This window comes from Saccharothrix sp. S26 (assembly GCF_021390395.1).
Lineage (GTDB): Bacteria > Actinomycetota > Actinomycetes > Mycobacteriales > Pseudonocardiaceae > Actinosynnema.
Genome location: NZ_JAJUWT010000019.1, coordinates 178,444 through 199,594 on the forward strand (window position 1 = coordinate 178,444; position 21,151 = coordinate 199,594).

Genomic DNA, 21,151 nt, shown 5'->3' on the forward strand with positions numbered 1-21,151 from the left:
GAACAGCTGGCCACCGCGGGTCGGCGATTGTGCGGCAACCGGGCCGAGCACCGGCCGCACCGGCTGGTGCGAAACTTTCGGCCTCAACTCCGATTGTTAGCGCTCACGACAGTAAGCTGTGTCACAACACCCGTCAAGAACCGTTGGCACCTCGTGACAACCATGGAAGACGACCTCCGTCGGCGGTTCCCCGACCAGGTTCGCTGTGAGCGCGAACTATGTAAGTTCGGAGAATGAAGTCCGCGACGGAGGTCGTCCCGCTCCGCGTCACGCCGTGAACTGCCACCAGTTCACGTTGAACAGGTAACCGCTGCCGCCCGCGAACCGGAGGTAGAGGTCCCGCGTTCCGGTCGCGCCGCTGACCGCGCAGGACACCGTGGTCCAGTTCTGCCAGCCGCCGGTGCCGGACACGCCGCAGCGCCCCACCACCGGACCGTTCGGACCGTCCACCCGGACCTCGACGGTGCCACCGGACCCGGCCGACGCGACCCGCGCGCTGAACGTCCTCGCGCCCGTGCCGAACGCGACGCCCTTGACCTTGACGTAGTCGCCGTTCTCGATCCAGCCGACGTTCATCCCGCCCTCGGACGACGGCTCGGTCTCGATGCCCGAACCCCAGGCGATCGTCTCGGCCTCCTGGCGCACGTAGGGGTTGAGCGTGCCGGCCTGCGGCGCACCGCCCGTGGTCATGTTTATGGTCGGGATCGTGCCGTCGGCGTTGTAGGTGAACTTCTCCACCGCCACGGAGCGGGTGAAGCCGCCGCCGCCCGGCAGCGCGCCGTTGTGGTAGAAGAAGTACGAGCTGCCCTTGAAGTCCACGATGCCCGCGTGGTTGGTGAAGCTGGAGCCCTGCGTCGGCATGATCGTGCCGCGGTAGGTCCACGGCCCGGTGGGGCTGGGCGCGGTGGAGTAGGCGATGAACTCCGAGCAGCACTTGGCGGCGAAGACGTTGTAGTACAGGCCGTTGCGCTTGTACACCCACGGCCCTTCCTCGTACAGCGTCGGCCTGCTCGCGTCACCGCTGCGGGAGCCGAACCCGGCCGTGGTCAGCGGGATCTGGGTGGGGCTGCCGGAGAAGGAGGTCATGTCGGCGTTGAGCCGCACGTACCACAGGTTCGGGTTGCCCCAGTACAGGTACGCCTGGCCGTTGTCGTCGATGAAGACGGTCGGGTCGATCTCGCCGTTCTCCACCAGCGGCCGGCCGATGGCGTCGCGGAACGGGCCGGTGGGACTGTCGGCCACGGCCACGCCGATCGCCATCCGGCCGGTGGCCCGGTTGACCACCGGCACGTACCAGTAGAACTTGCCGTTGCGCTGGATCGCCTGACCGGCCCACGCGTCCTTGCTCGCCCACGCGAACGTGCCGATGTTCAGCGGCGAGCCGTGGTCGGTCCAGTTCACCATGTCGTCGGAGGACCAGACCCGCCACTCCTTCATGGTGAACCAGGTCGAGCCGTCCTCGTCGTGCCCGGTGTAGAGGTACACCCGTCCGTTGTGGACCAGCGGGGCCGGGTCGGCGGTGTAGATGTGCTGCACGATCGGGTTGTCCGCCTTGGCCACCGCGGGCGCGAGCACCAGCGCGCAGAAGACGGCGGTGAGCAGCGCGCCGGCGCGCCGCGGGAGCGATGACAACGGCACTGTTGTTCTCACGGGAACCTCCGAGGGGGGATGGTGGTCGGCGGTCACGGGTCTCACCCGGCGGGCGTGAGCCGGTCGCGGTGGTCGAACCAGTCGAAGGCCGCCACGCCGCGGGTGACGTACATGCCGACGACCCTCCCGGCGGGGCCACCGGTGAACGCCGGCGACAGGTACCGCCCGTTCAGCTCGGCCAGCGGTCCGGGGTCGTCGTCGACGTGGAACGCGATGGTGTCGGGTCCGGTGGGCTCGACACCCGTCGGCTCGTCCGTCGGCCGCACGAACGACGGCGGCACGAGGTCGTCCGTGCGGGTGACGACGGTGAGCGTGACCGGCCCGGGGTGCACGGTCCGGCTGGCCACGACCTGGCGCACCGGGCCGATCCGCGCGACCACGTCCACCCGGCCGGACACGACCTCCAGGTCGTAGTGGTGCGCCTCGTCGCACCGGATGCTCAGGCCCGCCCGGGCCGTGCCGGGGTCGAGCCGCACCGACACGCGCGAGTCGCGGTCCCGCAGCCGACGGCCGAAGAACGTGCAGCCGGGGCGGTCGAGGGTGTCCCCGGTGGCGCGCAGCGTCAGCCAGCCCGGGCGTTCGGTCAACGACCACGACCCGTGCCGGCGCTCCCGCGGCGAGATCCAGCACGGGTCCAGGGTGAACTCGTCGAAGTCCTCGCGCGGTGGCGGCGACGGGTGGCGCGACTCGGGCACCGGCGGCACGCCCGCGTCGCCGTCGACGACGAGCCACCCGTCCTCCTGCCGCACGCGCGCCAGGACGGTCTCGGGCCCGGTCCCGTGGGCGTCCGGGCGGGCGCCGGACAGCACCAGCCACCACTGCCCGTCCGGGGTGTCCACGAGGTCCGCCCGGTCCGCGCCGCGGATCGGGGGGCCCCCGAGGTCGGCGGGCGCCGGCTCGAACGGTCCGCGGGGCGTGCGCGCGCGGGCCACGTCGAGCCCGTGCCGGTGCGCGGACACCAGGTACCACCAGTCGCCGACGCGGTGCAGGCGCGGCGTGCCCCGGCCACGACCACCGGGCCACGCCTGCCACGGCCCGTCCAGCACCGCGCCCGTGGTCGGGTTGATGCGCGCCACCTGCCCGGCGGGCGTGACGCACCAACACCCGCCGTCGTCGTCCCACGCCAGGTCGGGTGCGTCGCCGGGCAGGTCGACCCGCACCGGGTCCGACCACGGCCCGGTGGGGCGCTCGGCGGTGACCAGGAACGTGCCGCCCGCCGACGCGTTGGTCGCGATCACGTGGAACCGCCCGTCGTGGTGGCGGATCGTCGGCGTGCGGATGCCCCTGGACGCGGGCACGTCGGCGGGCAGCCGCACCTGGTCCGGGCGGGCGAGGACGTTGCCGATCTGCCGCCACCGCACCAGGTCGCGGCTGTGGCAGATCGGCACCGCCGGGAAGTACTCGAAGCTGGAGCACACCAGGTAGTGGTCCTCCCCCACCCGGCACACGCTGGCGTCCGGGTGGTGTCCGCCGATCACGGGACTGAGGTAGGCGGGCACGGTGCTCCCCCTGGTGTCGAGGTCGTGGGGCTGGTCGGGTCGGGCGTCCGGGTCAGACGCGGGTCCACTTCTGGTTGGCCTGGCCGTTGCAGGTCCACAGGATCAGCGTCGAGCCGTTGGCCGTGCCCGCCTGGTTGACGTCGAGGCAGAGCCCGGCGCGGACGTTGCGGACCGACCCGTCGGAGGAGAACGTCCACTTCTGGTTGTCCTGGCCGTTGCACGACCAGATGATCACGCGCGTGCCGTTGGCGGTGCCCTGGTTGTAGGCGTCCAGGCACTTGTCGCCGAAGACGCGGATCTCGCCGTTGGCCCACGACGTCCACAGCTGGTTGGCCGCGGTGTGGCAGTCCCAGATGAGGGTGGCCGCGCCGGCCGCGGTCGAGGCGTTGTCCACGTCCGCGCACCGACCGGAGCCGGTGCCGCGCAGGCGCGAGGTGGTGGCCGCGGCGGGCGCACCGCCGGAGACCTTGAAGACGGCCGAGCCGTGCGCCGGCACGCTGGCCGAGATCGGGCCCGTGCTGCTCGTCGTGGCGCCGGTCCACAGGTCGGTGAGGGTGAACGAGCCTCCGGTCAGGCCGACCTGCGCGGCGGTGGTGCTGATGGTGCTCGTCGCGCTGCCCCGGTTGATCAGGCCGACCGCGACGGAGCCGTCGCTCAGCGCCTTGGCGAAGACCTCGGTGTTGCCGTCGTCGCGCACGCGCCGCCCGCCCGCGCCGAGCCGGTCCTGGTTGACCGCGATCAGGCGCGGGTTGCGCAGCACGGCGCTGATGTCCGCGGACATGGTGCGGATGTCGTTGCCCGCCATGAGGGGCGCGGCCATCAGCGCCCACAGGGCGAAGTGGGTGCGCGACTCGGTCAGCGTCAGACCGGGTCGGCCGACCACCAGCATGTCGGGATCGTTCCAGTTGCCCGGTCCGGTCTGCGCGGCCAGCGGAGCGGTGACGTCGAGGACGTTGCCCACGCCCATCGGGTAGCTGTTGGTGTTGCCGTTCTGCCAGATGTCGAGCAGGTCCTCGGTGGTGCGCCAGAGGTCGGCGACCTCGCCCCAGTCGTACTTGTCGCCCGTGGGCGCGTGGAAGCTGTTGGAGTTGATGCTGTAGACGATCGGGCGGCCGGTGGCGCGCAGCGCGTCGCGCATGATGGTGAACCGGGCGACCTGCTCGTCACGGGTGCCGCTGCCGGAGCACCAGTCGTACTTGAGGTAGTCCACGCCCCAGGACGCGAAGCTGCGGGCGTCCTGGACCTCGTGCCCCTTGCTGCCGGTGGCACCGGGGAACGTGCCGACGCCCTGGGCGCACGTCTTCTCGTTGGGCGCCTGGTAGATGCCGAACTTCAGGCCCTTCGAGTGGATGTAGTCGCCCAGCGCCTTCATGCCGGACGGGAACTTGGTCGGGTGGGCGCGCAGGTTGCCCGACGAGTCGCGGTTCGGGTCGAACCAGCAGTCGTCGACCACCACGTACTGGTAGCCGGCGTCGCGCATGCCCGAGGAGACCATCGCGTCGGCGGCCTGCCGGACCTGTGCCTCGGTGATGCCGCAGCCGAAGCTGTTCCAACTGTTCCACCCCATCGGCGGGGTGAGCGCCGGGCTGCCGGGCGCGGCCTGGGCGACCGGCTCGGCGTGGGTCGCGGTGACCACGCCCAACACCGCCAGGGCGGCCGCGGCCAGGCCGAGGAGTCGTCTGCGTGCTGGAGTGGACATCATCGTCCCTTTCCGAGGTGACGGGGAGGACGCCGTGACGGGCAGGGTCCTCCCGCGCCGGTGGGTGGGTGGTCGGCGGCGGTCGTGGTGGCCTCACCCCGGAAAGCCGGTGAGCACCCGGGCGGCGTCACGCGCACCGGGTCGGCTCCCGCGGATCGGGGATCGGGGGCGAGGCCGGGCGCGGGGGGACCCGGTGTCGGCGGGAAGCGTCGGTCGCGATCGGCGCCAGTGCATTCGTCGCATCGGAAGTGTCCCCACGTCGTCGTTGACGGCGCTCAGTGCGGCGCTCGGCGAGGCGGGGCGGGGTTGCGCCCGCAGCGGAGCGGCCTTGATCGTCACGCCAATGTAACTACGCGCCGACAGCGGGGTCAAAGCTAAAATTGTGAGCGCTAACTTTAGCGGAAGGCCGACAAAATCGGTTCCGAAGCGTGGTGGCACTCGCGATATCCGCGCAGCTGAGACGCTATCATGCCGAAGTTGCTCCGTTCAGCCCATTGAACGCGACCAGTGGATCATTTGGGGTTGTGAGCGTGAACAACGGCGTTGCGACCCCCGGGCGGCACCGGCCCGACCGGTTTCACCGACTCGCCGGGCCGGACCGACATCGGCACGCGGTGCACCACGGGCGCGCCCTTGCCGCGCCTGCGCCGCTCCGACGCCGCGAAGAGCACCTCCACCGCTTTCGCGCCGAGCTCCTGGTGGGGCAGGGCGATGGTCGTCAGGCGCGGCCGCACCCACGAGGCGATGGGGTGGTCGTCGAAGGACACCACGGACACGTCGTCCGGGACGGACAGCCCCGCCTCGGCCAGCGCCTGGTACGCGCCGAACGCGAGGCGGTCGTTCAGGCAGAGCAGGGCGCGCGGGCGGTGGTGGCGCAGGATCTCCCGGGTGGTCTCGTAGCCGTTCTCCGGCATCCACTTCGGGCACTGGCGGGCGCTCGCCGGCTCGACACCGGCGGCGCGGAACACCTCGTGGATGCCGATCAGGCGCTCGGTGGCGGCGATGCTGTTGGGCGGCACGTCCCGCAGCCGCGGCCCCGCGCCGACCACGTGGACGCCGTCGCGGTGGCCCGCGTCGACCAGGACCCGTGCGGCGGCCCGGCCCGCCTCCACCTCGTCGGGCAGCACGGCGGGCACGGTCGAGTACGCCGCGGGCAGGGCGTTGAGCAGGACCGCCGGGCCGTCGTCCAAGCCCTCGGGCACGGCGACCCGGCGGGTGTACATCGCGGCGAAGATGATGCCGTCGACCTGGCGGTCGTGCATCGCCTCGACCAGCGCCCGCTCGACGTCGGGGTCGCCGCCGCTCTCGCCGAAGAACAGCATGAAGCCCCGCTCGTGGGCGGCATCCAGCGCGCCCTTGATCATGTTGCCGGCCAGCAGGGACGACGCCACGGTGTCGGACACGAACCCGATCGTCTGGGTGCGGCCCGTGCGCAGGCCGACCGAGAGGGTGTTGCGGCGGTAGCCCAGCTCCTGCGCGGTGGAGCGCACGCGGCGCTCCACCTCCTCGGAGATGCGCAGGTCGCGCCCGCGACCGGCGAGCACCAGGGACACGGTCGTGGTCGAGACACCGGTCGCCTTGGCCACGTCGGCCAGCGTGATGCGTCGTCGCCCCACCGCGATCCTCCGTCCTCATCGGACACCGCGGCGCTTGACACGCGGCCGCGCCAACCCGAAACTCCGGGAGGCTAACACGTTTTAGCACAGGCGAGGGAGACGAGTTGCGCGGTCGGGGACGGTTCGGTCCACTCGCGATCGCCGCCGCGCTGGCGGTCGCGCCGGTCGGCTGCGCGGCTCCCGGCGGCGAGCTCACCCACCCCGCGTCGGCGACCGCGGTACCGCGACCGGGCTGCGGCGTGGAGCCGGTGGTGCTGCGGGCCCGGTTCGAGACCGGTTTCCCGCTGGCCGCTGCCCTCACCGAGGAGTTCACCCGGCAGCACCCGAACGTGACGTGGGACGTGCGCGAGGAGCAGTACGCGGTGCTCACGCGCAACGCGCCGCGCCTGCTCGCCGACAACCCGCCGGACCTCGTGCGGCTGCCGCAGGTGTCCGACCTGGCGGGCGACGGCCTGCTGCGCGACCTCGACGGCTACGCCGCGTCGTTCGGCTGGGACGACTGGCCCGCGGCGCAGCTGAGGCCGATGCGGGTCGGCCCGGGCGGGCGTCCGCGCGGGGTGGGCCCGCTGTACGCGATGGGCTTCTCCACCAGCGTGACCGGGGTGTTCTACAACAAGGACCTGGCGGCGCGGATCGGGTTGCGCGAACCGGCGACGCTGGCCGAGTTCGACGACGCGCTGGCGCGGGCGAAGGACGCGGGCATCACGCCGCTGGCCGGGTTCAACTCCGGTGCGACGGCCGGGCTCGTCTTCCCGCTGCAAAGCCTCATGGCCGCCTACGGCTCCCCGTCCGCGATCGACGACTGGACCTTCCAGCAGCCGGGGGCGACCATCGACACGGCCACCAACGCCGAGGCCGTGCGGCACCTCCAGCGGTGGCTGCGCGCCGGGTACTTCGACGCCGACCTCAACGCCACCGACTACGCGCGGATGGTCGACCGGTTCACCTCCGGCCGGGCGTTGTTCATGCTCGACGGCGACTGGGAGTCCGCCGCGCTGGACCGGCGGATGCCCGGCCGGGTCGGCTTCTTCCTCATGCCGCCGGTGCGCGCGGGCGAGCCGCGTGCGGCGATGTCCGGTCCGCCGACCTTCGGCATCCCGGCGGGCGCGGCGCACGCCGACTGCGCCGCGTTCTTCCTCGACTGGGCGGTCACGGACCGCGTGGCGCGCGAGACGACCGTGCGGGTGGCCGGTTCGCTGCCCCTGGGTCCGGTGGACGCGCCGCTGCCCGCGGTCGAGCCGGGTTCGGTCACGGCCGCCACCCTCGCCGCCGCGTCCCGGGTCGTCGCGGACGGCACGGGCATGGACTTCATGGCCAACGCCACCGGCGCCGTCCTGGCCGAGAGCTGGACGCCGCGCTTGCAGGAGCTGGCCGAGGGCGGCTCGGGCCCGGAGGAGCTGCTGCGCGGGGTGCAGGCCGACTACGCCGACCAGATCGGCCGGTGAGGTCGCGGTGTCGCGGCTGGTCGGCTGGCTGTTCACGCTGCCCGCGCTGGTGGTGTACGCGGTGTTCGTGCTGCGGCCGCTGGCCTCGACGGTCCAGTACTCGCTGTACCGGTGGGACGGGGTCGGCCCGTCCACCTGGGTCGGCTGGGACAACTACCGCGCGGTGCTGACCGACCCGGACCTGCACGGCACGCTCGGGCACGCGCTCGTGCTGGTCTTGTTCTTCACCGGGGTGCCGGTGCCGCTGGGCCTGCTGGCCGCCGCGGTGGTCCGGCGCGCCAGGGCGAGCCGGCCGGTGCGGGCGGTCCTGCTGCTGCCCCAGGCCACGCCGCTGGTGGCCGCGGGGTTCGCGTGGAGCCTGCTGCTGTCGTCCACGGGCGCGGTGAACCGGCTGTTGGCCGCGGTCGGCCTGGGCGGCGTGACGCGGGCGTGGCTGGGCGACTCGACGACCGCGCTGGCGGCGGTGGGCGTGATCGGGGCGTGGGTGCTGCTGGGCCTGTGCACGACGGTGCTGCTGTCGGGCGTGGACCGGATCGACCCGGCGCTGTACGAGGCGGCACGGCTGGACGGCGCGGGCCCCTGGCGGGAGTTCCGCGCGGTGACGCTGCCGGGCGTGCGGCGGCAGGTCGGCGTGTGCGTGGCCGTGACGGCGGTCGCGGCGCTGGCGAGCTTCGACATCGTCTACGTCACCACCCAGGGCGGCCCGGCCCGGGCCACGTCGGTGCCGGGGCTGGAGGTGTTCCAGCTCGCGTTCGCCCAGCGCGAGGTGGGCCTGGCGTCGGCGCTGGCGGTGGTGCTCGTGGTGCTGGTCCTGGCCGTGATCACGCCCGTGTTGCGGTGGGCCCGGTGAACGCCGGGTGGGCCGGTGATCGTGGTGCCGGCGGTCATCGCACCCGCGCCGACGCGATGAAAACCCGGCCGACCGCACGCGGGCCGGCGGTCGTGGGGTCGGTCGTCATCACGTGCTTCCCCCGGTGGGCGCGATGAACACCGGGCGGGGCGCGGGCAGGTTGGTGCTGGTGGCGCTGGTGGTCGTCACCCTCCTGCCGTTCGCCGACCTCTTCGTCACGGCGCTGCACCCGCCCGGCTCCTACCCTCGGGGCCTCACCTGGCCCGACGACCCGCACTGGTCGAACTTCGCGACCGCGTGGCGGGACGGGCGGGTGGCCGGCCCGCTGGCGTCGAGCGGGCTGGTCGCGCTCGGGGTGGTCGGGGTGACGCTGGCGCTGGCCGCGCCGGCGGGCTACGCGCTCGGGCACCTGCGGTTCACCGGTCACCGGGTGGTGTTCGCGCTGTTCGCGGTGGGGCTCGTGCTGCCGTTGGAGGCCATCGTCACCCCGCTGTACCACCAGGTCCGCGACCTCGGCCTGCTCGACACCCGGTGGGGCCTGGTCGCGGCGCTGGTCGCGGTGCACCTGCCGTTCGCGGTGTTCTGGCTGCGCGCCCACTTCGCCGGCGTGCCGCCCGAGCTGTCCGACAGCGCGCGCTTGGACGGGGCCGGCCCGTGGCAGCTGTTCCGGCGGGTGCACCTGCCCCTGGCCGGGCCCGCGCTGTCGCCGCTGGCGGTCCTGCTGTTCGTGTGGACGTGGAACCACTTCCTGCTGGCGATCGTGCTGGTGGACGACCCGGCGCGGCGCACGGCGGCGGGCGCGCTCGGCGCGTTCCAGGGCCGTTGGGGCACGGACGTCCCCCTGCTGTGCGCCGGGTCGCTGCTCCTCGTCGCGCCGCTGCTGCCGGTGGTCGTGCTGCTGCACCGCCGACTGCCCGAATTCGGCCGCCCCGCCGGACGCCGGCCGACGCAATCGCGGAACGACGTCCCGGTGAGCTAAAAGTGTTTGCGCTAACTTTAGCTTCGGCCTGGGCATTCACCGTCGAACGACATTCGACCTGACCACAGCCCTGGACGGCCCGCCGTCCCGGCCCGAACGGCGCAACAGTGTCGTACCGAAGCCGCCTACCAGCACGAAATGTTTTCGTAACGTCTTGACCGCCCGTGTGTCATCCTTCACAGTCTGAGAGGTAAGGCGCGCGCTCTTCGCGCCGACTACCGCGCTTCAATGCCATCACATTCGAACCGAGGATGATCAAAACCCAAGGTTGTTAACGCTAACACCAGGTGTTTAAGGACATGTGATGAATCAATCGACACGAGCGGTCATTCGGTCGACGCCCGCGCGTCGACCGAGAACAACGGCGTTGCTGCTCGTCGCGGGACTCGTGACCACCATGATGACGGTGGTGTTCGGCGGCCAGGCCATGGCCGGCACGACGCTGGGTGCTTCGGCGGCGGAGAAGGGCCGGTACTTCGGCGCCGCCGTCGCGGCGGGCAAGCTCGGCGACAGCACGTACACGACGATCCTGAACCGCGAGTTCAACAGCGTCACCGCCGAGAACGAGATGAAGATGGACGCGACCGAGCCCAACCAGGGCCAGTTCACGTTCACCAACGGCGACCGGATCGTCAACCACGCCATCAGCCGCGGCATGAAGGTGCGCGGCCACACGCTGGCGTGGCACTCGCAGCAGCCGGGCTGGATGCAGCGCATGGAGGGCTCCGCGCTGCGCCAGGCCATGGTCAACCACATCACCCGGGTCGCCACGTACTACCGGGGCAAGATCCACTCCTGGGACGTGGTCAACGAGGCGTTCGCCGACGGCACCAGCGGCGGGCGGCGCGACTCCAACCTCCAGCGCACCGGCAACGACTGGATCGAGGTCGCGTTCCGCACCGCCCGCGCGGCCGACCCGGGCGCGAAGCTCTGCTACAACGACTACAACACCGACAGCATCAACCCGAAGTCGACCGGCATCTACAACATGGTGCGCGACTTCAAGGCCCGCGGCGTGCCGATCGACTGCGTGGGCTTCCAGTCCCACCTGACCAACTCCGCGCCGTCTGACTACCAGGCCAACCTCCAGCGCTTCGCCGACCTCGGCGTGGACGTGCAGATCACCGAGCTCGACATCTCCGGGTCCAACCAGGCCAACGCCTACGCCGCCGTCACGCGTGCGTGCCTGGCCGTCGCCCGGTGCAACGGCATCACCGTCTGGGGCATCCGCGACAGCGACTCGTGGCGCACCGGGCAGAACCCGCTGCTGTTCGACGCCTCGGGCAACAAGAAGGCCGCCTACACCGCGGTGCTCAACGCCCTCAACGAGGGCTCGAGCCAGCCGGGCGTCATCGACACCACCGCGTGGTACGTGCTGGTCAACCGCAACAGCGGCAAGGCGTTGGACGTCTACAACCTGGCCACCAACGACGGGGCGCGCATCACGCAGTGGACGCGCAACGACGGCAACCAGCAGCAGTGGCAGTTCGTCGACTCCGGCGGCGGCTACTACCGGGTGAAGTCGCGGCTGTCCGGCAAGGTGCTCGACGTCTACAACTTCTCCACCGCCGACGGCGCGAACATCGTCCAGTGGTCCGACGGCAACGGCGCGAACCAGCAGTTCCGTGCGGTGGACGCGAGCGGTTACGTCCGCCTGATCAACCGCAACAGCGGCAAGGCCGTCGAGGTGCAGGGCGCGTCGACCGCCGACGGCGGCAACGTCGTGCAGTACAGCGACTGGGGCGGCGCCAACCAGCAGTGGCAGCTCGTCCGCGTCGGGTGATCCGACCCCCGACCGCCCCACCGCACGGGTCTGGGCCCCAGACCGACTCACCCTGTTGACCGGACCCGGAGCCCCCGCACCGCGTGCGGGGGCTCCGGTCTTCCGACGCCGCCCGACGCGGCGGGTAAGGAGCAGTCATGTCCGTCCCCGATGAACTCCCACGACGCCTGGCGCGCCGACGCGCCCGGTTGTCGCGGATGGCCGCGGTGGTGGCCGCGGTCGTGCTCGGCGGTGTGATGGTCGTCTTCAGCTCGGCGACCAGCTCGGCGGCGACCGTCGACACGAACGCGTGGTACGTGCTGGTCAACCGCAACAGCGGCAAGGCGTTGGACGTCTACAACCTGGCCACCAACGACGGCGCGCGCATCACGCAGTGGACCCGCAACGACGGCAACCAGCAGCAGTGGCAGTTCGTCGACTCCGGCGGCGGCTACTACCGCGTCAAGTCACGCCACTCCGGCAAGGTGCTCGACGTCTACAACTTCTCCACCGCCGACGGCGCGAACATCGTCCAGTGGTCCGACGGCAACGGCACCAACCAGCAGTTCCGGCTGGCCGACTCCGACGGCGGCTACGTGCGGCTGATCAACCGCAACAGCAACAAGGCCGTCGAGGTGCAGGGCGCGTCCACGGCGGACGGCGGCAACATCGTCCAGTACAGCGACTGGGGCGGCGCCAACCAGCAGTGGCAGCTCGTCCGCGTCGGCGGGACCGGCCCCACCACCACGACTACGACCTCGCAGCAACCGGGCGGCCAGTACACCAACCCGGTGGTGTGGCAGGACTTCGCCGACGTCGAGGTCATCCGGGTCGGTGACGCCTACTACATGACCGCGTCGACCATGCACTACTCGCCCGGCGCACCGATCCTGCGCTCGTACGACCTGGTGAACTGGGAGTTCGCCGGGCACTCGGTGCCGTCGCTGGACTTCGGCACCAAGTACGACCTGACCAACGGGCAGCGGGCCTACGTCAACGGGATCTGGGCGTCGACCCTGCAGTACCGGCCGAGCAACAAGACGTACTACTGGGCCGGGTGCATCGACTTCAACGACACCTACATCTACACGGCGACCAGCGTCGAGGGCCCGTGGAACCGGCACGCCCAGATCGACAACTGCTACTACGACGCGGGCATGCTCGTCGACGACAACGACACGATGTACGTCGCCTACGGCAACAGCACGATCAGCGTCGCGCAGCTCTCCGCCGACGGCCGCACCCAGGTCCGCGCGCAGCAGGTGTTCCAGACCCCGTCGAACATCGGGACGCTGGAGGGCGCGAGGTTCTACAAGCGCAACGGCAGCTACTACATCTGGCTGACCCGGCCCGCCAACGGCCAGTACGTGCTCAAGTCCGACAACGGCCCGTTCGGCCCGTACACCGTGCGCCAGGTGCTGCTCGACCTGCCGGGCCCGATCCCCGGCGGTGGCGTGCCGCACCAGGGCGGCCTGGTCCAGACGCAGACCGGGTCCTGGTACTACATGTCGTTCGTCGACGCCTACCCCGGCGGCCGGGTGCCCGCCCTCGCCCCGATCACCTGGACCGCGGACGGCTGGCCGACGCTGCAGACCGTCAACGGCCGGTGGGGCGTGAACTACCCCTCGCCGCTGCCGACCCGCCCGGTCAAGCCGCTCACGGGGACCGACACGTTCGCCGGCACGGCGCTGGGCCCGCAGTGGGAGTGGAACCACGACCCGGACACGACCCGGTACTCGGTGAACAACGGGTTGAGGTTGCAGACGGCCACCGTCACCAACGACCTCTACGCGGCCCGCAACACTCTGACCCACCGCATCCAGGGCCCGACGTCCACCGCCACCATCGAGCTGGACTACAGCACCATGCGTGACGGCGACCGGTCGGGCCTGGCGATGCTGCGCCAGTCGTCGGCGTGGATCGGCGTCCGGCGGGACAACGGCCAGACCCGCGTGGTGATGACCAACGGTCTGGCCATGGACGGCAGTTGGCGCACCACCAGCACCGGCACGGAGGCCGCGAGCGCCGCGGTCAGCGGTGGCCGGGTCTGGCTGCGGATCAACGCCGACATCCAACCCGGGTCCAACCGGGTCGCCCGCTTCTCCTACAGCACCGACGGCACGAACTTCACCCCGCTCGGCCCGACGTTCACCCTCAACAACACCTGGCAGTTCTTCATGGGCTACCGCTTCGGGATCTTCAACTTCGCCACCCAGGCACTGGGCGGCGCGGTGACCGTGCGCAAGTTCGACCTGACCACTCCATAACGTCGCCGACCGCACCTGGGACCCGGTGCCCCGCTCCGCACGCGCGAGCGGGGCCCAGGGTCGTCCGAAGCACGTCAGCGTGTCGCACAGGGAGGAACTCGACACCCCTGACAAGCTGCGCCCCGCGCACCAAGGGAGATCGACAGCCGCTCGTGCGGCGACACAACCCATGCTCACATCCGGAAGGGTGGCTCCACCCGGCCACGGTGATCGGCATCGCCTCACGGCGCGTGGTCGGGCGGGCCACCGCCGACGGTCCGCGCACGGGCCTGGTCGTCGAGGCCCAGGACAACGCCGTCGCGGATCGCGGGGCCGCCCAGCATATTGTTAGCGTTCAACTACACCTCGCGTGATCAAACGCTTGACTATGCAACCGCTTGCTGCTGAACGAAGAGCAGCACCTGAGCCTTTGCGCGGTGCACGTCTCAAATGGGGATTCGGTCCGGTTTCCGGGTGCACCTCAGGGTGAGCACTGTCTTGTGAGCGTGAACATGAGGTGCGACACTGGCTCCGCCGAAGCCTGCGCCGCTGAGGGAAGCCGCCGCGTCACAGCCCGCCGGCAGATCGGTCGAACCCGCGATTCCGGACCACCGGGCAGTGCTCTGCCCGGCCGTGCGTCGACACGGATGGCAGTCGGAATGCCTTACGCACCGAGGAGCGAGATCAGGGTGACAGCAACACGACTTCCCCGTACCCGCAGGGCGGCGACGCTGTTGGCGGCAGGCATGCTGCTGCTGTCCGGCATGACCGCGGTACTGCACACGTCGTCCGCGCAAGCGTTGGAGAACGGAGTGGCGCGCACCCCGCCGATGGGGTGGAACTCGTGGAACACGTTCGGCTGCAACATCAACGAGACGCTGATCAAGCAGATGGCCGACACGATGGCCGGCTCCGGGATGCGTGACGCGGGCTACCAGTACGTGGTGGTGGACGACTGCTGGATGAACCCCAACCGGGACTCGGCGGGCAACCTGCAGGGCGACCCGAGCCGGTTCCCCAGCGGGATGAAGGCCCTGGGCGACTACATCCACGCCAAGGGGCTCAAGTTCGGGATCTACCAGGCGCCGCTGGCCGAGACGTGCGCCCAGTACTTCAACTCCTACCCCGGTTCGACCGGGGCGCTGGGCCACGAGGAGCAGGACGCCCGCCAGTTCGCCGCGTGGGGCGTGGACTTCCTCAAGTACGACTGGTGCTCGCCCAGCGGCACGATCGACGACCAGGTGCGCACGTTCGCCAAGATGCGCGACGCGCTGCGCGCCACCGGCCGCCCGATCGTCTACAGCATCAACTCCAACAGCATCCACGACAAGACCGGACCCCGGCGGAACTGGGGTGACGTGGCGAACATGTGGCGCACCACCGAGGACATCACCAACAAGTGGGACACCGGGCAGACGAACGGGTACCCGATGGGCATCCAGAACATCGTCAACGTCACCGTCCCGCTCGCCTCCTACGCCAGGCCCGGCGGGTTCAACGACCCCGACATGATGGAGGTCGGCCGCGGCGGCATGACCGACACCGAGATGCGCAGCCACTTCGCCCTGTGGGCCGTCATGGCCTCACCCCTCATCGCCGGCAACGACCTGCGCAACATGGACGCCGCCACGCAGACGATCCTGAAGAACGCCAACCTCATCGCCATCAACCAGGACCCGCTCGGGTTGCAGGCCGTGCAGATCTCCAACGACGGCACGCGGCGCGTACTGGCCAAGCGGCTGGCCAACGGCAACGTCGCGGTCGCCTTGTTCAACCAGGGTGGCGGCACGACCACCGTCTCGACCACGGCGAGCGCGATCGGCCTGTCGGGCAGCTCGTTCACGTTGCGCGACGCTTGGACCAACGGCACGACCACCACGTCGGGCACCATCTCGGCCAGCGTCCCCGCGCACGGCACGGCGGTGTACATCGTCAGCGGCGGGGGCACCACGCCCACCTCGTTCTCCCTGGTGGGTCAGAGCTCCGGCCGCTGCCTGGACATCCCCGGCAGCACGCCGACCAACGGCGCCCTGGCCCAGATCTGGGACTGCAACAACCAGACCAACCAGCGCTTCACCACCACCGCGGCCGGTGAACTGCGCGCCTACAACGGCACGAAGTGCCTGGACGTCTACAACCAGGCCACGGCCAACGGCACCGCCGTGACGTTGTGGGACTGCAACGGCCAGGGCAACCAGCAGTTCCGCCTCAACTCCGACGGCAGCGTGACAGCGGTGGCGTCGGGCAAGTGCCTGGACGTCAACGGCGGTGCCACCGCCAACGGCACCAAGGTCATCATCTGGGACTGCCACGGCGGCACCAACCAGCGCTGGACCCGCACCTGATCCCCGGGTTCGACCGCGGGCCCCGGGTTCACCGCCGACCGGGACGACACCAACGCCTCGACCACCCGGTCCGACTCGACAGCTCGGCCTGCACGACGCCCTGATCCGACTGCTGGTCGCGGCGGTGCGGCGACGTCACGTCCCCGCACCGCCGCGACATCCGCATCGAACACGTGGCCCCGGCAGCACGCAGGAAAGATTCCGTCTTCACCACAGACACCGGACATGAGGCCGTGCGGTGTGGGTCAGTGCGGCCGGCGTCGGTAGCGGGCCGTCCTCGTGGTCGATCCGGGACTTCCGGCCGAGAGTGGCGTCGTACGACTGACTGCGGCGTGGTGCGCACAGGCCGGCGGCCGCGGTCGCCGACCCCCGCAGACCATCCGCACCGCGGACCTACCCTGACCAACGACGTGAAGGGAGCACTGACGGGAGATCCGTACTCGTGGCCGCACTGCTGCCGTCGCCTTTCGGGCCGCGGCGGCGGCCGACCTGTGGATCGAGCCCGAGACCGGTGTCCTGAACGCCACCGTGGTCGAGTCGAGCCTGGCGGGTCGACAAGACGCTGCCGCGGCCGGGCGACAACACGATCACGGTGACCGGCAACTGGGGCTGGTACCTGATCGAACCGATCAAGGTGACGCCGAGCGCGCCGCGCCGCCCGTTGCGCAACGGCGCGTTGCAGGTTTACGGCAACAAGTGCCTCGACGTACCCACGCCAGGCCCCGGGTGCCCCGGTCGAGATCCGGGACTGCAACGGCGGCGCGAATCGGCAGTGGGACCTCGACTCCGACGGCGCTGTGGTCGATCGGGAGTCCGGGCTGTGCCTGGACGTGGACTGCGCGGGCACCGCGAACTGCACCGCGGTGCTGCTGTGGACGTGCGGCGGCACCGACAACCAGAAGTGGACCCGGCAGGGTGGTGGGCCGGGGACGCCTCGCCGGCGCCCGGCCCACCACCGCCGCGGCGGTCACGTCGGGATGGCGGGGTCGTACCGAATCACGACTGGGTCCTGGTCCACTGCTGGTTGGTGCCGGTGCCGCAGGTGTACTGCTGGATGTCGGCGCCGTCCGCGGTGTTGGCGCCGGCCACGTCGAGGCACTTGCCGCTGTGCCGGGCCCGCAGCTGGAAGTAGCTGCCGGTCGCGACCCACTGCCACTGCTGGTTGGTCCCGCTCCCGCAGGTGTACTGGACGACGTTCGCGCCGTCCGCGGTGGACGCGGACGCGACGTCCAGGCACTTGCCGGAGTTCTGGTTGACCAGGCGCACGTAGCCGCCGCCGGCGTCCTGGAACTCCCACTTCTGGTTGCCGCCGCCGTTCCACGCGTACTGCTTGACCTCGGCGCTGTTGGCGGTGGAGCTGCTGACCACGTCCATCACCTTGCCGCTGTGCCGGGCGGTGAGCCGGTGGTACGCGGGCGAGTCGGCCGTGATCGTGCCGGCGGCCGTGTCGATGGTGATCGACGGGGACCAGCTCAGGCTCATGCTCGTGTTCGAGGGGAACGTGATCGGCAGCCACACGTACTGCGAGTCGTTGACCGGTCCGCCCCAGGCCCCGGCCCAACGGTCGCCCATGTACAGGTAGCTCGTCGTCGAGGTGCCCTGGATCGGCAGCACGTAGGCGGGCTGGGAGCTGAACGTGGTGCTGTTGCCGACGTTGGTCCAACCCGACCACGGACCCGAGATGCTCGACGCGGTGGCGTACTGCGCCTGGTTGGGGTTCCAGTTCGTCGCGCCCGAGGTGAGCAGGAAGTAGGTGTTGCCACGCTTGAACATGGCCGGCGCCTCGCGGATGGCGTTGTTCCAGAAGTTGCCGACCAAGCCGGCCGTATTCAAATAGTCCGACGTGAGCCGGTAGATGTGCAGGTCGCGGTTCTCGTCAGCGGCCGAGATCATGTACGCGGTGCCGTTGTCGTTGTAGAGCGTGATGTCACGCGACATGTGCCGGCCGAGCGGGCGGAAGCTGCCGTGGTAGGTGTACGCGCCGTCCACGGTGGCCGACGACGCGACCGCCGCCCGCGCCTCGCTGTAGTTCGACCCGTTCTCCTTGTGCATCCACATCACGAACCGGCCGGTGCTCGCGTTGTAGATCACCTTCGGCCGCTCGATGTTGGCCACTTGGAGCTCGGCCGCCGACGACTGGGTCAGCACGTTGTTGCGGAACTCCCAGTTGCGCAGGTCGGTCGAGCGGTAGACCGAGACCGCGCGGAACGTGTTGTTCGGGTTGCGGTTCTCGCCGAACCAGTAGTAGTACTCGCCGACCTTCAGCACGCCGCCGCCGTGCGCGTGCACGACCGCGCCGGAGGTGTCGGTGAACTGCGTGCCGTTGGTGACGGTGACCGGTGCCGCCTGCGCCGGAGCGGCCACCACGGCCACCCCGCCCACGGCCAGGCCGAGCGCCGCCCCGAGTGCCGGCAACCACCTGTTGATTCTCATGTCGCGTCCCTTCCGACGGGGGCTTTCAGTGGTCGCCTCCCGTCGACCGCCGTGGTCCGGCAGCAACGTTGGTCGACAGACCAGGGAGGTGAGCGCTCGCGGTACCGGAGCTCGTGCTCCAGCACGGCCGCAACGCTTTGCCGTCCGCCGCTGTCCGACGAGAGGTCGACCGGCCGCGAGGCGGGTGGTGTTGCGGGCGGCGCTGGAGACGGTGCGGGCCGATGACCGGAACGAGCCGGTTCGGGTCCACATCGGACATCGTCACGCACGTCCCTGGCACGGTGGAGGTCGCGTTCCGGCCCCGGGCCACGCTCTGGGAGTGTGGGAACGACCGGGCCGATGCCCCTCCGTCCTGAACGAGTTCGTGAGCACCATTGCTCCTTGTCGCAGGCCCTGGGAACGTTCCCAGCGATGCCGCCGGTAAGGATGAAACTGAAACGATTCAAGCGGCGCTGGAAAGCGCCGTCCAACTTGTTGTCACGTAGTCGGTCAAGCCACTCGCATGATCTGCGCGGTGTCCGGAACCCGTTGGGGCCCAGAACATCCGCTCCAACGGTACGAGCAGACGATACGAACGCCGCCGTCCCGGTGTCAACGGCTTCGTCGAAAGAGTTTCGAGCGTTGCAGACCACGGCGATCGCCACTTCACGGTTACGACGGATGGACCATAACCTGGGAACGTGCACAGTCACCTAGAGCCCCACCGCCCCCGCAAACCGAGCAAAATCGCCCCTGTTTACACCTGTGACACGGACGGATACTGTGCACGTTCACAGCCTCTCCGCCCGCTGTCCGCCTGCCGCACCTCTCGCTCCCTGCCCGACAAGGAGTGCACCGCAGATGCCCCAGAACACCTTGGGCCCGACGCTCGGTCGACGCCGAGATCAGGTCCACTCGGTGGGACACCAACCGCCACAACGACTTCGACATCGCGTGCCACCGGTAGCACGAACCGCCGCCAAGATCGCGCGACTGCGGCATCGGAGCACGGCTCGGACATCTCGGTTTCCCCACAACGGGGCAGATCGGTTGGACGAGACCACCTGGGATTCGACGGCTGCGCGGCCCGCCCCACGACCGTCGTGACGTGGGCCAGGGCGATCGGGAACTGCCCGCCGTGGGCTGGGTCGTCCAACCGGTTGCGCCGCCCGTCGTGGGGTCGAACCCGGGTCTCCGCGACCAGGACGCGGCGTCTGCGGGTGTGCTGCGAGCCTCTCCCGGCCCCTGGACCCGGTCCTCCCGCTGACGAGGCGGGTGTTCTCGACCTGTTGGGCCGACGGCGCGGGTGGGCCGTCGCAGGCGGTCTGGTGGCGCACGAGCCACCGAGTTGTCGACGAACACACCAGACCAGGATTCAGCGAACCCCAAGGCGGTAGGTCAGATCCGACGCAGGACGAAGTCCGTGGTCGTTCCGCCCGGGGTGAAGAAGATGTCCAGGTGGCCGTCGAGGACGTAGGCGCCGTGCGGTGTGACGGCGACGGTGGTCGGCGCGGGGTCGGGCCACGGGGCGAACCCGCGGACCGGCACCGCGAACCGCGCGTCGGCGGCGAGCCGGAACTCCCTCACCGCGTTGGTCCCGGGGCCGCCCATCGTGTTGGTGACCACGATCAGCCTGCCGTCGGGGCGCAGCGCGAGGCCGTCACCGCCGACCAAGGGCTCCGGCGTCCTCACCTGGCTCACCTCGCCCGTGCGCGACACCCGGTACAGCGTGCCGAGGCTGTAGACGACGGTGAGCAGGTAGCCGCGTGGGTGCCAGACGATCCCGTTCACCCCGAAGCCGCTGCCTGCCAGCCGCGGGTCCCGGACCAGCGTCGCGATCCGGCCCGCGGTGTCCACGGCGTGGATCGCGCCTCCGAGCGGGTCGGTGACGTAGGCGGTGCCGTCCGGCCCGATCGCCACGTCGTTGACCGATCGCGCGCCGACGGGCTCACCCGACAAGGTGATCAGCTGTTCGCGCTCGCCGGTGTGGAGGTCGTAGACAGCCAGCCCGAACGTCTCGGCACCCGCGGGGTTGCCCGCCACGGCCACGATCCGGTCCCGCCGCTCATCGACCTCGAGCCCGAAGAAACCGCGCACCTCCGGATCTCTGACGATGGTCGTCGCCACCCCGTCCCGGCCCACCGCCGAGATCGTCGGCACCGGCGCGCCCGGCCCGGCGAAGGATCCGACGAGCAACGCCCGCCTGCTGTGGTCCCACGCCACCCCCTCCGGGAACAGGTCGGCCGCAGCCGGTCGGAGCACGGCGGGGAAGCCCCGGTGTTCGGCCCGGGCAGTCCCGGCACCCACCGAGCCCACCGCCACGGCTGCCGCGATGAAGAACGAACGTCGTCGCATCTACCTCTCCCCGGTGCGTGATCCGTGTCCAGCGAGCCCGAAGTCTGACCGAGGAGGCAGGGTCGACCGAGGGCCTGACAGGAACAGGCCGGCCGTGGCCGCGGAGGTAGTCGTTCCACCCGCCGGTCACCGGTGCGCCCGAGGAGAGCAGGTTCGTGGTGTCGGTGCCGACGTCGAGCTTCCACGCCGTCCACGAGATGCCGTTGGTGCATCGCGGTGTCCCCCATGGCCCGCGGCCAGGACGTGTGGCTGCACGAGCAGAAGTGCAGGGTGTGCGGAACTCGCAAACCTGC

General features: G+C 70.6%; 12 protein-coding genes and 1 pseudogene. 7 read left to right on the forward strand and 6 right to left on the reverse strand.

All coding sequences use genetic code 11. The annotated features are described in order from the left end of the window. Positions 1 to 267: 267 nt before the first annotated feature. The 4 genes from LZG04_RS28625 to LZG04_RS28640 all read right to left on the reverse strand — a co-directional run bounded on the left by LZG04_RS28625 (position 268) and on the right by LZG04_RS28640 (position 6,464). Entirely contained in the window at positions 268 to 1,650 is a 1,383-nt protein-coding gene (locus LZG04_RS28625) for a glycoside hydrolase family 43 protein (RefSeq protein WP_233822586.1), read from the reverse strand. A 41-nt stretch (positions 1,651 to 1,691) separates the two neighbouring features. After that, positions 1,692 to 3,149: a family 43 glycosylhydrolase gene (locus LZG04_RS42715; RefSeq protein ID WP_233822588.1), complete on the reverse strand. Its 1,458-nt coding sequence runs from the start codon at positions 3,147 to 3,149 to the stop codon at positions 1,692 to 1,694. Between the two features lie 52 nt (positions 3,150 to 3,201). Then, on the reverse strand, positions 3,202 to 4,848 hold the full coding sequence (locus LZG04_RS28635) for a ricin-type beta-trefoil lectin domain protein (protein ID WP_233822591.1): 1,647 nt from the start codon (positions 4,846 to 4,848) through the stop codon (positions 3,202 to 3,204). 512 nt (positions 4,849 to 5,360) lie between these two features. Next, the gene (locus LZG04_RS28640; protein WP_233822593.1) at positions 5,361 to 6,464 is read right to left on the reverse strand and encodes a LacI family DNA-binding transcriptional regulator; all 1,104 of its coding nucleotides are present in this window, start codon (positions 6,462 to 6,464) and stop codon (positions 5,361 to 5,363) included. A 104-nt stretch (positions 6,465 to 6,568) separates the two neighbouring features. Between LZG04_RS28640 and LZG04_RS28645 the strand changes: the two genes are divergently transcribed. From LZG04_RS28645 to LZG04_RS28675, 7 genes and pseudogenes are all read left to right on the forward strand, one after another. Further along, positions 6,569 to 7,909, forward strand: coding sequence for an ABC transporter substrate-binding protein (locus tag LZG04_RS28645; RefSeq protein WP_233822595.1), 1,341 nt, complete (start codon positions 6,569 to 6,571; stop codon positions 7,907 to 7,909). A gap of 7 nt (positions 7,910 to 7,916) precedes the next feature. After that, positions 7,917 to 8,759: a carbohydrate ABC transporter permease gene (locus LZG04_RS28650; protein WP_233822597.1), complete on the forward strand. Its 843-nt coding sequence runs from the start codon at positions 7,917 to 7,919 to the stop codon at positions 8,757 to 8,759. A gap of 133 nt (positions 8,760 to 8,892) precedes the next feature. Beyond that, entirely contained in the window at positions 8,893 to 9,738 is an 846-nt protein-coding gene (locus LZG04_RS28655; RefSeq protein WP_233822599.1) for a carbohydrate ABC transporter permease, read from the forward strand. A 397-nt stretch (positions 9,739 to 10,135) separates the two neighbouring features. After that, entirely contained in the window at positions 10,136 to 11,521 is a 1,386-nt protein-coding gene (locus tag LZG04_RS28660) for an endo-1,4-beta-xylanase (RefSeq protein ID WP_233822646.1), read from the forward strand. 137 nt (positions 11,522 to 11,658) lie between these two features. Next, positions 11,659 to 13,767 carry a family 43 glycosylhydrolase gene (locus tag LZG04_RS28665; RefSeq protein ID WP_233822602.1) on the forward strand — a complete coding sequence of 703 codons (2,109 nt, stop codon included), beginning with the start codon at positions 11,659 to 11,661 and terminating at the stop codon, positions 13,765 to 13,767. Between the two features lie 725 nt (positions 13,768 to 14,492). After that, the gene (locus tag LZG04_RS28670; protein ID WP_374202905.1) at positions 14,493 to 16,091 is read left to right on the forward strand and encodes a ricin-type beta-trefoil lectin domain protein; all 1,599 of its coding nucleotides are present in this window, start codon (positions 14,493 to 14,495) and stop codon (positions 16,089 to 16,091) included. A 740-nt stretch (positions 16,092 to 16,831) separates the two neighbouring features. Then, a pseudogene (locus tag LZG04_RS28675) lies at positions 16,832 to 16,954 on the forward strand (SGNH hydrolase); the annotation flags it as partial. A 133-nt stretch (positions 16,955 to 17,087) separates the two neighbouring features. On the opposite strand, the gene LZG04_RS28680 reads toward LZG04_RS28675, so the two are convergent. Continuing rightward, positions 17,088 to 18,524: an RICIN domain-containing protein gene (locus tag LZG04_RS28680; RefSeq protein ID WP_233822606.1), complete on the reverse strand. Its 1,437-nt coding sequence runs from the start codon at positions 18,522 to 18,524 to the stop codon at positions 17,088 to 17,090. A gap of 1,377 nt (positions 18,525 to 19,901) precedes the next feature. Next, on the reverse strand, positions 19,902 to 20,858 hold the full coding sequence (locus LZG04_RS28685) for a hypothetical protein (protein ID WP_233822608.1): 957 nt from the start codon (positions 20,856 to 20,858) through the stop codon (positions 19,902 to 19,904). Between the last annotated feature and the right edge of the window lie 293 nt (positions 20,859 to 21,151).